Below are 13,601 nucleotides of genomic sequence, written 5' to 3'. Positions count from 1 at the left end.
TTCGGCGCAGTCTAATCAGGCGGCGGTCACCTTACAATGCCCCGCCTGCGGACGACCGATGCCATGATAGAGATATCCCAGTGTAGTTAGTTCCGACGGATCGTAAATATTGCGTCCATCGAACAGCACCGGCATGCGCATCAGGCCCCGTACACGCACGAAATCGGGCTGGCGAAACTGCTTCCATTCGGTCAGCAACACCAGCGCATCTGCCCCTTCGACACAGGCATAAGGGTCTTCGCCCAGGCGCAATTGGCCGCTGGCCAGGGCCTGCGGATAGCGGGCCGCGACCCCGGCGGTGGCCGCAGGATCGCACGCCTGGACCCTCGCTCCGGCAGCCAGCAGGGCGTCGAGCAGCACCAAGCTCGGCGCTTCACGCAGATCATCGGTCCCTGGCTTAAAGGCCAGCCCCCACAGCGCGACCTGCCGCCCGCGTAAAAAACCGCCAAAATGCTGGTAAAGCGCTGCGAAAAGCACGGTTTTCTGCTCGGCATTACGCGCCTGCACCGCCTTCAGGATCGCCGGCTCGAACCCCTGTTGCTCAGCGCAATGCACCAGCGCACGGACATCCTTGGGAAAGCACGAGCCGCCATAGCCACAGCCGGCGTAGATGAAATGGCTACCAATGCGCTGGTCACTGCCGATGCCATGGCGCACCTGCTCGATATCTACCCCCAGGTGCCCGCACAACATCGCCAGTTCGTTGACGAAGGAAATCTTGGTGGCGAGAAAAGCGTTGGCCGCATACTTGGTGAATTCGGCGGCGCGCGGGGTCATCAAAAGGATACGCTCGCGGTTGCGCACGAACGGCGCGTACAGCCGCTGCAGGCATTGCCCGGCTTGCTCGCTGTCGCGCCCGATGATGATCCGGTCGGGACGCAGGAAGTCCTCGATGGCGCTGCCCTCCTTGAGAAACTCGGGGTTGCTCGCCACCTCCACGGTAAAACGCACACCGCGCTCGCGCAGGCCAATTGCAACCTGCCGGGCCACGCGCTCGGCAGTGCCCACCGGCACCGTCGACTTGTTCACCACCAGGCAGGCACGAAGCAGGTGCCGCCCGAGGCTGTCGGCTACAGCCAACACATGTTGCAGGTCGGCCGAGCCGTCTTCCTGACTGGGCGTACCGACCGCGATGAACACCACCTCAGCCTTGGCCAGGGCCTGGCGCCACTGGTCGGTGAAAGCCAATTGGCCGCTGTGCAGGCCCTCCTGCAGCAGGCTTTGCAGGCCCGGTTCGTAGATTGGGCACTGACCCTGGCGCAACTGTGCCAGACGTGCCTGGTCATGCTCCAGGCACACCACGCGGTTGCCCATTTCGGCGAAACAGGCCGCCGTCACCAGCCCCACGTACCCTGCCCCGATGACACACAGTTCCATGGCCACGCTCCTGAATTCACGATGCGGCCATTGCACCGGGCGCGAGTTGCAGGGCGGTGACAGCTATGCGGCGAACACATGACAGCCGGCATTACGCCGCCTCACTCACGCTCCTGCAATCGATTCGTGACTTCAAATCAAAGGACCTTGGCCCCACGCAGGCTTAATCAACGTGAACCAAACCCGCACACTGCCGGCCATATACCCGAACCCATGGCACACGGGCCAGGGTTCGCAGCCCTCTTCACTGGTCAGGAGTATACCCATGAGCATCCCTTCCTTCGGCCTCGGCACCTTCCGCCTCACCGGTCAAACTGTCATCGACTCGGTCAAGGCCGCACTGGCGCTGGGCTACCGTGCCATCGACACGGCACAGATCTACAAGAACGAAGCCGAAGTCGGCCAAGCCATCGCCGAAAGCGGCGTACCGCGCGAGGAACTGTTCATCACCACCAAGATCTGGGTCGACAATTATGCCGCCGACAAGCTTGTGCCCAGCCTGCGCGAGAGCCTGGCAAAGCTGCGCACCGATCAGGTCGACTTGCTGCTGATCCACTGGCCGGCCCCCAATAACGGGGTTGAACTGCGCGAATACATGAGCGCGTTGGCCGAAGCGAAAAAGCTCGGTCTGACCCGCCAGATTGGTATTTCCAACTTCAACATCGAGCTGACCCGCCAGGCCATCGAGGTGGTCGGCCAGGGTGAAATCGCCACCAACCAGATCGAGCTGAGCCCGTACCTGCAGAACACCAAGCTGGCCACCTTCCTGAAGGACCAAGGCATCGCCGTCACCTCGTACATGACCCTGGCCTACGGCAAGGTGCTCAAGGACCCGGTCCTGGCTCAGATCGCCGCCAAGCACAAGGCCACGGTTGCCCAAGTGGCACTGGCCTGGGCCCTGCAATTGGGCTATGCGGTGATCCCGTCATCGACCCAACGCGAAAACCTGGCCAGCAACCTGCTCGCCCAGAGCCTGCGTCTGGATGCCGACGACATGGCACGTATCGAAGGTTTGGAACGCAACGGCCGTGAAGTCAGCCCGGATAACCTGGCGCCGATCTGGGACTGAACCACTTCGCCAGTATGGGCCTGGCGGCAGCAAACGTTTCGCCCGCCAGCCCTGTTCGCGCGCCCCCATGATATTTTCATCGCGGAGTTTTAGATGAACGCGCTTCACCCCAAACGTGTCCTGTTAGCCCTGGCCATCGGCGCCTTTGGCATCGGCACCACTGAGTTCACCCCCATGGGCCTGCTGCCGGTGATCGCCGAAGGCGTTGGTGCGAGCATCCCCAGCGCCGGCATGCTGATCACCGCCTACGCCATCGGCGTGATGGTCGGCGCGCCGATCATGACCCTGCTGTTCAGCCGTTTTGGCAAGCGCGCCGCGCTGATGCTGCTGATGAGTATCTTCACCCTCGGCAACCTGCTCTCGGCACTGGCACCGGATTACTACACCCTGCTCGTCTCGCGCATGATCACCAGCCTCAACCACGGCGCCTTTTTCGGCCTGGGTGCGGTGGTGGCCGCCAGCGTGGTGCCCCGCGACAAGCAGGCCAGCGCCGTGGCCACGATGTTCATGGGCCTGACCATCGCCAACATCGGCGGCGTGCCAGCAGCCACCTGGCTCGGCCAGCAGGTGGGCTGGCGCATGGCGTTCGCCGGGACCGCCGTGCTAGGTCTACTGGCCATTGCCGCGCTGTGGTACGCCCTGCCCAAAGGTGAGCGTGGCCAGGTGCCGCATGTACGCAAGGAGCTGGCGGTGATCGCCCGCCCCAGGGTGCTGTTGGCCATGGCTACTACGGTGCTGGGTGCTGGCGCCATGTTCACCCTGTACACCTACGTCGCCCCCGTGCTGGCCGAGCTGACCGGTGCTTCTGCCAGCTTCGTCACCCTCGGCCTAGTGCTGATCGGGGTCGGTTTCACGCTGGGCAATAGCTTGGGCGGTAAGCTGGCGGACTGGTCGCTCGATGGCGCGGCGCGGATCTTCCTCGGCGTACTGGCGGTAATCATGCTGCTGATGCCGCTGGCGCTTGGCAGCCACCTCGGTGCAGCGATCGCCCTGCTGGTGTGGGGCGTGTTCACCTTCGCCGTGGTGCCACCGCTGCAAATGCGGGTGATGACCGCAGCCATCGAAGCACCTGGGCTGGCCTCGTCGATCAATGTCGGCGCATTCAACCTGGGTAATGCCCTGGGCGCAGCCTTAGGCGGTGCAGTGATCAGTCTGGACCTGGGTTACGCAGCCGTGCCGATGGCAGGCGGCATGCTGGCGGCGCTGGGACTGCTGCTGGTGTGGCTGGGCAACCGCGCCAAGCTGGCAGTCAGCGTGCCGTAGCGCCGTCTTGCGCCCAAGCACTCGGGCAAAGTCCGCGGCCCGGCCATGGGGGCGGAGGTAAATAACTACCGCAATATTTGGATGCAATTAGACAGGGTAAAATCTTGTCTACTTGGCTAAGATCGTCGCCAGGCGTGTGCTGCGTGCGCCCGGGAGCTTTCCCGAATACGGAGAACATTCATTTGTTTTCCGTGAGATCCGTCCATGTTGCACGCATGCCTCCTTTCGCTATGGCCCTGCCCTTGCCGTTCTTGTACGGCAAGGCATGTTGCGCTATCCCACTTTTCCTTCTTCTCGCCCTGCGCCATCGTGGCCCGTCACCGTCGGAGCCAGCGCCTTGTCGTGTCCGCCGTTCGTCGCGCCGCGTTGGTTTGGGCGACGCCATGAACGAGGACCCGCGCATGAATGCACCACTGACCTCCCTGCAACAACGCTCCGTGCTGCGCCGCCTGCTCAGCAGCGAAGCCACCGGCGGCGTACTGCTGATGATTACCGCCGCCCTGGCCATCATCCTTGCCAACAGCCCCGCAGCCAGCGCCTACCAGCATTTGCTGCACCTGGCCGTGGGCCCGACGCTGACCGAAAAACTTGGCCCGATGACCGTTCATCTATGGATCAACGACGGCTTGATGGCCGTGTTTTTCCTGCTGGTGGGGCTTGAGATCAAGCGCGAGCTGGTCGATGGACGCCTGGCCAGCTGGGAGCAACGTCGCCTGCCTGCGCTGCCCGCGCTGATGGGCATGGCCACCCCCGCACTGATCTACCTGGCCGTATCGAATGGCCAGCCGGAGTTGGCCAGCGGCTGGGCGATACCCGCCGCCACCGACATCGCCTTCGCGGTCGGCGCCCTGGCGCTGCTCGGCCGGCATGCACCGTTGTCGCTCAAGGTGATGCTGGTCTCGGTGGCGATCATCGACGACATGGGCGCAGTAGCGATCATCGCGTTGTTCTACACCTCATCGATCGACCTAATGGCACTGGCCGGTGCAGGCGCCGTGGTAGGGCTGCTGCTGGCCTTCAACCGCCTGCGGGTAGTCGCGCTGTGGCCGTATCTGCTGGCGATCATGGTCCTGTGGTACTTCACCCTGCTGTCAGGTGTGCACGCAACCATCGCCGGGGTGGTCGGCGCGCTGCTGATTCCCTATCGCCCAGGCACGGGCCAGCCGAGCGGTGCCAGCCCGTTACTGCGCCTGGAACACAGCCTCGCGCCGTGGGTGGGGTTCCTGATCGTGCCGGCCTTCGGATTTGTCAACGCGGGTGTGTCGTTTGGCAACCTGAGCCTGGGCGATCTGTTTGCTCCCCTGCCCCTGGCCATCGCTCTGGGCCTGCTGTTGGGCAAGCAGTTGGGGGTATTCGCTGGCGTGCTACTGGCGGTCAAGAGCGGCCTTGCCAGCAAGCCCCAGGGCGCCAGTTGGCTACAGATCTACGGCGTGGCGATGCTGTGTGGCATTGGCTTCACCATGAGCCTGTTCATCGGTGAACTGGCGTTCCCAGGACAGCCGGAGAAGGTCGATGCGGCAAAGATCGGCATCCTCCTGGGTTCGCTGCTCTCGGCGGTGATTGGCTGCCTGATCTTGCGTCTGGCGCCCATGCCCAAGCACTGAATCACGCGTATCCGGGCCCACAGCAGGGTGGGCCCACGCCAAGGCTGACGTTACACCTGAAACCGTCGCACCTGCGCCTGCAAGGCGCTGCCCAACCCAGCCAGCTCCAGGCTAGCGGTACTGGTCTGTTCGCTGGCGGTATGCGCCTGCTCGGTAATGTCACGAACACTCAATATATTGCGGTTGATGTCCTCGGCCACGGCGCCCTGTTCTTCGGCGGCAGCGGCGATCTGTTGCGTCCGTCCCTGGATACCGCCCATGCTGTCGGTGATATTGTCCAACGCCAACCCTGCATCGCGGGCCAACTGGACACTTTCGCCGGTCAGGCCACGGCTGGTTTCCATACGCTGCACGGCCTCGAGGGTTCCTTGGCGCAACGCCGCGATGAGCTGTTCGATATCCTCGGTGGAGCGCTGCGTCCTCTGCGCCAAGGCGCGGACTTCATCGGCCACCACGGCGAAGCCACGACCCGCCTCGCCCGCACGCGCAGCCTCGATGGCAGCATTCAAGGCCAGCAGGTTAGTCTGCTCAGCCACGGACTTGATCACATCGAGCATGCTGCCGATCCGCCCACTTTCCTGCGCCAGGGTGCCAACGGCGGCACTGGTCAGATCGACTTCGGCAGACAGGTTTTCAATGCGATCAATGGCATTTTTGACGATCTGCGCACCGCTGAGCGCCTCTTGCGTTGCCTGATCGACCGAGCGCGCGGTTTCGACCGCATTACGTGCTACATCCTGCACCGAGGTGGTCATTTCATGCATGGCTGCGGCCACTTGTTCAGTTTCCTTCATTTGCTCGTCGGCCCCTGCACGGGTCTGCTGAGTAATCGCCGACAACTGCTCGGTAGCACTGGCAATTTGCGTTGCTCCATCATCGATATGGCCAACCAGCGCGCGCAAACTGCTGGTCATGCGTTGCAACCCTTCTTCCAACTGCCCTATTTCGTCTTTGCGCAACGTGTGGGGCTGGAGGGTCAGGTCGCCTTCGGCTACACGTTGCACGCGGTTCAACGCAGCATGCAGCGGTGGCACGATCTGACGCGTGATCAGCAGGGCAGCAGCCCCACCCAACAACAGCGCCAGGACAAGGCAGGTGAGCAGTGTCCAGGTCGCATCCCGGGTATCGTCCAAGCGCGACTGCATTTGCTGCTCATACAGTTCCTGGCTAGTACCCAGCAACGCGTCGCCGTGCTTCTGAATGTCGCCAAGCGCCCCCTCGATACGCGTCAGTGCCGCACGATGGGTATCCAGCGAGTCACGATAGGCCTGGATGGATTGCGCCAACTCATCGAGCAACGTTGCACGCGTGCCGTGCAACGCGTCACGCAGCGATTGCAAGCGAGTCAACGTTGCGTTGACTGCATCCATGGCCGCGCTGTACTGCTTGGCACTACCATTGCCAGCATAAGTGTACGCACGCGTTTCAAAGCGCGCATACAAAAACTGCATCTGCAGGTCCTTGATCGCCTTGTAAAGGCTGGTAGCCCCTGAGCCATCATCATTGCCCAGTAGTCCATTAAGCTCATCCAAGCCTTTCAGCGTGCTATCGCCGCTGCTTCGACGCACAGCACGCGACTGCTCGATCTGCTGATAGGTCTGTCCGAGCGCCTCGATACCACCTTGGTAGGCGATGAGGTGCTCGGACATGGCCGCGATGCGCCGGACATTGATTTCATTCTTGAAAAAGCCCTTGAGCGCGTCCAGGGTTTGCCCAATCGCGACAATTTTTTCCTGTAGCGCTCTGGCAGCCTGTTGGTCGCCTTCGCTTTGCACGTACGCCGCACGCTCCAGGCGCAGTTTGGAAAAGTCCTCCATCAACCGGTTGACCACACTCATGCGATCCATCCGGTAAGACAAATTGTGGATGGCGTTCCAACCTGCCGCAAAGCTCAGTACGCCCATCAGCAACAGTAAACCGAAGCCGATCATCAGCTTCCTGGCAACAGTGAGGTTGGTAAGCCAGATAGACATGTCCGTGCATTCCTTAGCGTTCGGTTACCAGATTGCGATGTCGTAAGTGAGATAGATCCGGTTGCTGTCGCGACCGCGCGAGAAGTCCGAGCGATAGACATAGTTGCGCAGCTTCACCCCTAACCCCTTGAAGGTGCCGCCCTGTACCACGTAGGCCAGCTCGGCATCGCGTTCCCATTCCTTGATTCCCGCTGCGCCGGAGCGACCGTTGTCACCACTGAGGTAGCGCGTCATGAAGGTCAGCCCCGGCACCCCGGCAGCAGCGAAGTTGTAGGCATAGCTGGCCATCCAGGTCTTCTCTTCCTCCTCGATGAACTTGCCAATGCCAACGTTGCTGAACGAATAGACCGTTGCCCCACTGATGTACGGCAGCCCGGCTTCCCCATTAAGTACTTGGTAACCGGCGCCGACGGTATGCCCGGAATGGGCGTACGAGAGTTGGCCGCTGAACATGTCGTTGTCGATACCACCGGCATACGCCGTACCGCTGTCGCGGCTGCGGAAATAACGCAGGTCAGTGGTCAGCACGCCGCCGCCCAGCGGCAGGTCATGCACCAGCCCGGCGAAGTCCTGACGGTAGAAGTGCTCCAGCTGGCCATGGAAATAGCTCAGACGCAGCTGCTTGCTAACCGCGTAATCAGCACCGGCGAAGCTGAAATCGCCAGACTCTGGGCCGCCATAACCGTCCAGGTACAACCCCGTGCTATTAGATGAGTCACGCTGCTTGAAGCGATCCAGGTGTCCGGCGGTCAGAGTGAGGTTGTCAATGTCGGTACTGGTCAGCTGGGTGCCCTGGTAGGTCTGCGGCAGCAAACGTGCGTCGTTGTAGACCAGTACTGGAGTCTTGGGCAGCAAGGTGCCGTGCTTGACCACGGTGCTGCCCAGGCGGGCTTTGGCGGTAACCCCGGCACTGGCGAACTCATCCGCCGCACGGCCATCGTCGTGCACCGGCAACAAGCCCGTGCCACTGCGCCCACGGCCCGAGTCGAGCTTGACGCCCACCAGGCCCATGGCGTCGACGCCCAGGCCCAGGGTGCCTTGGGTGAAGCCGGACTGGTAGTCGAGCAGGAACCCCTGAGCCCACTCCACGCGCTCGCTCTTGGCATTGGCCGCAGCGCGTGCGCTCATGCCCTGTTCGTCGCGGAAGTTCTCGTTGAAGTACACGTTGCGCAGCTGCAGCTTGAGTTTGCTGTCTTCGATGAAACCGGCAGCGCCAGCGACAGGCAGCCAGCTGCACAGCAGGCCACAGGTGGCCCCACGGAAAAGGGTTGGGTACATGATTGATTGCTCTAATTGTTGTTCTTAGATAAGTGCTGTTTTTAGGTACATTGGTTGGGCGCCATGCGGCGCCCGGGGCATTCAGACCATGAAGGACACGGCACCGGTCAGCAGTGCGAGCGCCGTAATCACCAGGGAGGTGAGCACCGCCCATTTCACGGTGGCCTTCTGGAAATCGCCGATATCGCGGTCGACCATCCCCACCAGGAGCAGGGTCGAGGCCACCAGCGGGCTCATCAGGTGGACCGGCTGGCCAAGCACCGAGGCACGGGCAATCTCGATCGGATCGATACCGTAGGCTGCGGCGGCGTTCGCCAGGATCGGCACCACGCCGAAGTAGTAGGCATCGTTGGACAGCACGAAGGTCAGCGGCATGCTGGTCAACGCCACCACCAGCGGGAACCAGTGGCTCCACGCCTGCGGAATCCAGCTCACCAGGGTCTGGGCCATGGCATCGACCATCTTGGTGCCGGAGAAGATACCGGCGAAGATACCGGCGGCGAACACCAGCAGCACCACGGTCATGGCGTTACCCGAGTGGGCCAGGATGCGCTCTTTCTGCACGTCCAGCTGCGGATAGTTGATCATCAGTGCGATGACGAAGCCGATCATGAACAGGATTGCCGCGTGCATCACACCCAGCACCAGCGCAGTCATGACGGCCACCACCAGGGCCAGGTTCACGTAGGCCATGCGCGGGCGCTTGTAAGGAGCGTCACCGAGGATTTCCTTGATGTAGCAGTTGCCGCCACCGGACTCCAACACCACATTGCCGATGCGCCGACGCTCAGCGCGACCGAGCAGGTAGGCAGTGAACACCACCCACACGGCACCGCCGATCACCGTCGGCAACATAGGGATGAAGTACTCGGTGGCATCCAGGCCGAGCGCCGCGATCGCACGGGTCGCCGGGCCACCCCAGGGGCTCATGCCACTCATGATGCTCAATGACAGCATCGACACCGTGGCGAGGATCATAGGGTTCATGCCGATGCGCTTGTACAACGGTAGCATCGCCGCGCACGTGATCATGTAGGTGGTGGTGCCGTCACCGTCCAGGGCTACCAGCAGCGACAGCAGCGCGGTGCCGATGGCGATCTTGATCGGGTCGCCGTTGACGCGCTTGAGGATCTTGCGGATCAGCGGGTCGAACAGACCGGCGTCGATCATCAGGCCGAAGAACAGAATGGCGAACAACAGCAGCGCCGCAGAGGGCGCGACCATCTTCAGGCCATCGAGCATCATCTTGCCAAGTTCCGGGGCGAAGCCACCGATGAGTGCAAAGACGATAGGCACCGCGGTGAGCGCGACGATCGGGGAAAGGCGTTTACTCATGATCAGGTAGGTGAAGGTCACCACCATGACCAGGCCCAGGAGTGCGAGCATGTTTAGATTCTCTTGTTTTTATTGTGCCTGGCCGCCCAACAGGCAGGCGGCCCCTGCCCCACCCGGCATCGCGTAATGCCAGGTAGGAGTTTATGTCACTGTGAGGTGTAAGGTCGGTCAGCCGTGGCGTGGCGGCTCGGCAGACCAGTCGGCCGGTGCGGCGTGGTTTTGCACCACGTCGGTGTCTTGCGCGGAGGCCACTGCCGGCGCACCGTCGAGGCGACGCAACAAGGTGTCGCGCTCACAGGCCCCTTCGGACAGCGAGATCACCACGGTGGCTACAGCATTACTCGCAAGGCTGGTCAGCGCACGGGCTTCGGACATGAAGCGGTCGATGCCGATCAGCAAGGCCAGGCCCGCCAGCGGGATGTCATGGATCACCGTCAGGGTCGAGGCCAAGGCCACGAAGCCACTGCCAGTGACACCAGCGGCGCCTTTCGAGGAGAGCAGCATGATCGCCAGCATGGTGACCATCTGGCCGAGACTCAGGTCGATGTTGCAGGCCTGGGCGATGAAGATCGCGGCCAGCGACAGGTAGATCGCCGTACCGTCGAGGTTGAACGAATAACCGGTCGGCAACACCAGGCCTACCACGCCTTTCTTGCAGCCGAGCTTCTCCAGCTTCTCCAGCATGCGCGGCAGCACAGGCTCGGTGGAGGACGTGCCGAGCACCACCAGGAACTCCTCGCGGAAGTAGCGCAGCAGTTTCCACAGGCTGAACCCGTAGGCGCGGCAGAGACCGCCCAGCACCACCAGTACGAAGAATGCGCAGGCGATGTACAGCGTACCGACCAACTTGGCCAGCGCGCCGAGGGAGGTCACGCCGTATTGCCCGACGGTGAACGCCAGCGCGCCGAAGGCACCGATGGGCGCAAAGCGCATCAGGTAGCCGAAGATGCGGAACACCATAGTCGAGGCCGACTCGAGCACGCTCAGCACCGGCTTGCCCTTCTCGCCCATCGAAGACAGCGCGAAACCGCTGAGTACCGCGATGAACAGCACCGGCAGCACTTCACCCTTGTTGAAGGCACCGATGAAGGTGTCCGGGATGATGTGCATGAAGAAATCCACCACGCTCAGCTGCGCCGCGGAAGCCGCGTACTGGCTCAGTCCGGCGGTGCTCAGGGTGGCCGGGTCGATGTTCATGCCCACCCCTGGACGGAACAGATGTACCGCCACCAAACCGATCACCAGGCTGATCACAGTCAGCACCAGGAACAGCAGCAAGGTCTTGCTCATCAAGCGCCCGAGCGAACGCTTGTCGGTCATACCGGCGATGCCCGTGACGATGGTGCAGAAAACCACCGGGGCGATCATCATCTTGATCAGCTTGATGAAAGCATCGCCCAGCGGCTTGAGCGCAACGGCCTGTTGCGCCCAGAAGTGGCCGACCAATACGCCTAGCAGGACGGCGCAGAGGATCTGGAAGTACAGTGATTTAGCGAGTCTCATGGCATCACCCATTGTTGAAATTGTGCGGATGCGCTTGTTGCTTTACGGCAACGCAGGTTGGATGAAGGCCTGAGCCTATCCGGCCAGCCTGCGCAAGGTTGGTGCATAGACGAACCCGGCAAACAGCCGGCGCGCGGTGCGCACCACGGACGCCTGCAGGGTCTTGCCCTCGGCACCCGTGCGCGAGAGCGCAACGTCGATACCCCCACTGGGGTGTTCCAGACGCACCTGGTCCAGGTGCTGCGCGCCGTCGCCGAGCATCTGCGCGGCCACGGTGCCGGGGCTGACGCAGGCAGTCGCCAGGCCCACGGCTCCGGTGATCGCCAGCGCACGGTGGCAGCTGTGCGGCATGAAGTAGCGTACCTGCACGGTACCGTCGTAGCGCGGCGGCGACACCAGTACCGGCTTGGGAATCACCATACCGCTGACATCACCCAGGCCCATGGCCTTGCCGGCCTTCAGGCGCAAGGCTTCAAGGCGCTGCAGCAGCTCGCTGTTGGCATCCAGCTCGGCTGGGCTTTCGGCACCGGTCACCCCCATGTCACGGGCTTGTACGATCATCATCGGCATGGCCATGTCGATGCAGGTCACCGCTACGCCATCGATCACATCCTGGGCTTGGCCGGTGGGGAACAACTTGCCGGTCTTGCTACCGACCGCATCGAGGAATGTCAGGTGTACCGGGGCGGCAGTCCCCGGAACGCCGTCGATCGCCGTGCGGCCTTCGTAGCGGACGATCCCACCGGGGGTCTCGACCAACGAGTTGACGAAGGTGTTGGTGTTGAGGTTGCGAATACGCACCAGGGTCTTGCCGTCCTGCGGCTTGACCAGGCCCTGCTCGATGGCGAACGGGCCGACGGCGCACAGCATGTTGCCGCAATTGGGGGCAGTGTCGACACGACGCTGGGCGACCATGACCTGCACGAACAGGTAATCGACGTCGGCGTCGGCATGCAACGAAGGGCTAATGATCGCGACCTTGCTCGTCTGCGGGCTACCACCACCAATACCGTCGATCTCAAGCTCATGGCCGGAACCCATCAGGTTGATCAGCAGTTCGTCGCGCTCGACCACATTGGCAGGCAGGTCCCAAGCGTGGAAAAACGGTCCCTTGGAGGTACCGCCACGCATGAGCACGCAGGGAATTCGTTGCATGTTATCGCACTCTTGTTGATCAATGGACATCATTGATGTTGTGAGCAAAAGAGTGACAGGGATGGATAAATCAATCCAATGCAAATATCGTAGCCATTCTTGCGAAATACAAAATAATAAATAGCCACCCGAGGAGAGCACAGCGTCATGGAATATGAGCTCCAAGATATCCGATCGTTCGTGAAAATCGCCGAACTTGGCAGTTTTCACGAGGCTGCCGAGGCCCTGCACCTGTCCCAGCCAGCCCTCAGCAGGCGGATCAAGAAACTCGAGGAAGGCCTGGGTATCTCGCTGCTCGAGCGCACCACGCGTCGGGTCAGCCTGACCAGCGTCGGACGGGACTTCCTGCCCAAGGCCAGACGCCTGTTGGACGACTTCGAGGATTCGATCCTGAGCATCCGCGAACTGGCCGAGCGCCAGACCGGCCAGGTCACCCTCGCCTGCATTCCAACGGCGGCGTTCTACTTCCTGCCCTCGGTGATTCGCGACTACAACGCGCAGTACCCGAAAATTCGCATTCGCCTGCTCGACCTCAGCGCCAACGACGGCCTCGAAGCGGTGCTGCGCGGCGAGGCCGACTTTGGCATCAACATGATGAGCGGCCAGCATCCCGACATCGAGTTCGTCTCGCTGGTGCAGGAACATTTCGTGCTGGCCTGCCGTCGAGACCATGACTTGGCCAACCGCGCATCGGTGACCTGGGCGGAACTGGCCGACTACCGACTGATCGGGGTCGGCCGGCTCAGCGGCAACCGCATGCTGCTCGACCATGCGTTGTCCGGCCTGGGCCTGCGACCGAAATGGTTCTACGAAGTGCAGCACTTGTCCACGTCGCTGGGCATGGTCGAGGCAGGGCTGGGCGTGTCGGCGATGCCAAGCCTGGCGATGCCCAGCGCCGACCACCCCACTTTGGTCAGCGTGCCGCTGTGCGAACCGGAGGTTACCCGTACACTGGGCCTGGTCTATCGCCGGGGCGCCTCGCTGTCGCCCGCCGCCGAGAAGTTCGTGTCGATCCTGCTGGAGCAATGGCCCAACCGCTGAACG

The 13,601-nt window shown here is 62.3% G+C and carries 10 protein-coding genes; 4 read left to right on the top strand and 6 right to left on the bottom strand.

The window, feature by feature from the left end; all coding sequences use genetic code 11:
* Nucleotides 1-15: 15 nt before the first annotated feature.
* Nucleotides 16-1,377, bottom strand: coding sequence for a UDP-glucose dehydrogenase family protein (locus tag FEM01_RS00135; protein ID WP_138217265.1), 1,362 nt, complete (start codon nt 1,375-1,377; stop codon nt 16-18).
* A gap of 265 nt (nt 1,378-1,642) precedes the next feature.
* Here FEM01_RS00135 and dkgB point away from each other — a divergent pair, with 265 nt between their 5' ends.
* The 3 genes from dkgB (at nt 1,643) to nhaA (ending at nt 5,313) form a co-directional block, all read left to right on the top strand.
* Nucleotides 1,643-2,446, top strand: coding sequence for a 2,5-didehydrogluconate reductase DkgB (gene dkgB, locus FEM01_RS00130; protein ID WP_138217264.1), 804 nt, complete (start codon nt 1,643-1,645; stop codon nt 2,444-2,446).
* A 93-nt stretch (nt 2,447-2,539) separates the two neighbouring features.
* Nucleotides 2,540-3,709 (top strand): MFS transporter, encoded by a 1,170-nt coding sequence (locus tag FEM01_RS00125; RefSeq protein WP_138217263.1) that lies wholly within the window; start codon nt 2,540-2,542, stop codon nt 3,707-3,709.
* A 401-nt stretch (nt 3,710-4,110) separates the two neighbouring features.
* On the top strand, nt 4,111-5,313 hold the full coding sequence (gene nhaA / locus FEM01_RS00120; protein ID WP_138217262.1) for a Na+/H+ antiporter NhaA: 1,203 nt from the start codon (nt 4,111-4,113) through the stop codon (nt 5,311-5,313).
* Between the two features lie 50 nt (nt 5,314-5,363).
* Here nhaA and FEM01_RS00115 read toward each other — a convergent pair whose 3' ends face one another.
* The 5 genes from FEM01_RS00115 to FEM01_RS00095 all read right to left on the bottom strand — a co-directional run bounded on the left by FEM01_RS00115 (nt 5,364) and on the right by FEM01_RS00095 (nt 12,557).
* Nucleotides 5,364-7,286, bottom strand: a complete 1,923-nt coding sequence (locus tag FEM01_RS00115; RefSeq protein ID WP_138217261.1) for a methyl-accepting chemotaxis protein — start codon at nt 7,284-7,286, stop codon at nt 5,364-5,366.
* Nucleotides 7,287-7,310: 24 nt separating this feature from the next.
* Nucleotides 7,311-8,564: an OprD family porin gene (locus tag FEM01_RS00110; RefSeq protein WP_138217260.1), complete on the bottom strand. Its 1,254-nt coding sequence runs from the start codon at nt 8,562-8,564 to the stop codon at nt 7,311-7,313.
* 81 nt (nt 8,565-8,645) lie between these two features.
* Complete coding sequence (locus tag FEM01_RS00105) at nt 8,646-9,950, bottom strand: CitMHS family transporter (RefSeq protein ID WP_138217259.1); 1,305 nt, start codon at nt 9,948-9,950, stop codon at nt 8,646-8,648.
* Nucleotides 9,951-10,067: 117 nt separating this feature from the next.
* A complete protein-coding gene (gene dctA / locus FEM01_RS00100) occupies nt 10,068-11,402 on the bottom strand; it encodes a C4-dicarboxylate transporter DctA (protein WP_138217258.1) in 1,335 nt (444 codons plus the stop codon).
* A gap of 75 nt (nt 11,403-11,477) precedes the next feature.
* Nucleotides 11,478-12,557, bottom strand: coding sequence for a 4-oxalomesaconate tautomerase (locus FEM01_RS00095; protein WP_138217257.1), 1,080 nt, complete (start codon nt 12,555-12,557; stop codon nt 11,478-11,480).
* A gap of 147 nt (nt 12,558-12,704) precedes the next feature.
* Between FEM01_RS00095 and FEM01_RS00090 the strand changes: the two genes are divergently transcribed.
* A complete protein-coding gene (locus FEM01_RS00090; protein WP_138217256.1) occupies nt 12,705-13,598 on the top strand; it encodes a LysR family transcriptional regulator in 894 nt (297 codons plus the stop codon).
* The last annotated feature ends 3 nt before the right edge of the window (nt 13,599-13,601 follow it).

Origin of the sequence: Pseudomonas mosselii, assembly GCF_005796105.1 — a bacterium.
Classification (GTDB): domain Bacteria; phylum Pseudomonadota; class Gammaproteobacteria; order Pseudomonadales; family Pseudomonadaceae; genus Aquipseudomonas; species Aquipseudomonas mosselii_C.
Note: the sequence above shows the minus strand (reverse complement) of the source record. Positions and strands in the feature narration are given on the sequence as shown.

What these genes read in the sequence shown, in the direction of transcription:
- nhaA (WP_138217262.1), top strand. Translation starts at nt 4,111, where the DNA reads ATGAATGCACCACTGACCTCCCTGCAACAACGCTCCGTGCTGCGCCGC.
- FEM01_RS00110 (WP_138217260.1), bottom strand. Translation starts at nt 8,564, where the DNA reads ATGTACCCAACCCTTTTCCGTGGGGCCACCTGTGGCCTGCTGTGCAGC.
- dkgB (WP_138217264.1), top strand. Translation starts at nt 1,643, where the DNA reads ATGAGCATCCCTTCCTTCGGCCTCGGCACCTTCCGCCTCACCGGTCAA.
- FEM01_RS00095 (WP_138217257.1), bottom strand. Translation starts at nt 12,557, where the DNA reads ATGCAACGAATTCCCTGCGTGCTCATGCGTGGCGGTACCTCCAAGGGA.
- FEM01_RS00125 (WP_138217263.1), top strand. Translation starts at nt 2,540, where the DNA reads ATGAACGCGCTTCACCCCAAACGTGTCCTGTTAGCCCTGGCCATCGGC.
- FEM01_RS00135 (WP_138217265.1), bottom strand. Translation starts at nt 1,377, where the DNA reads ATGGAACTGTGTGTCATCGGGGCAGGGTACGTGGGGCTGGTGACGGCG.
- FEM01_RS00090 (WP_138217256.1), top strand. Translation starts at nt 12,705, where the DNA reads ATGGAATATGAGCTCCAAGATATCCGATCGTTCGTGAAAATCGCCGAA.
- FEM01_RS00105 (WP_138217259.1), bottom strand. Translation starts at nt 9,950, where the DNA reads ATGCTCGCACTCCTGGGCCTGGTCATGGTGGTGACCTTCACCTACCTG.
- dctA (WP_138217258.1), bottom strand. Translation starts at nt 11,402, where the DNA reads ATGAGACTCGCTAAATCACTGTACTTCCAGATCCTCTGCGCCGTCCTG.
- FEM01_RS00115 (WP_138217261.1), bottom strand. Translation starts at nt 7,286, where the DNA reads ATGTCTATCTGGCTTACCAACCTCACTGTTGCCAGGAAGCTGATGATC.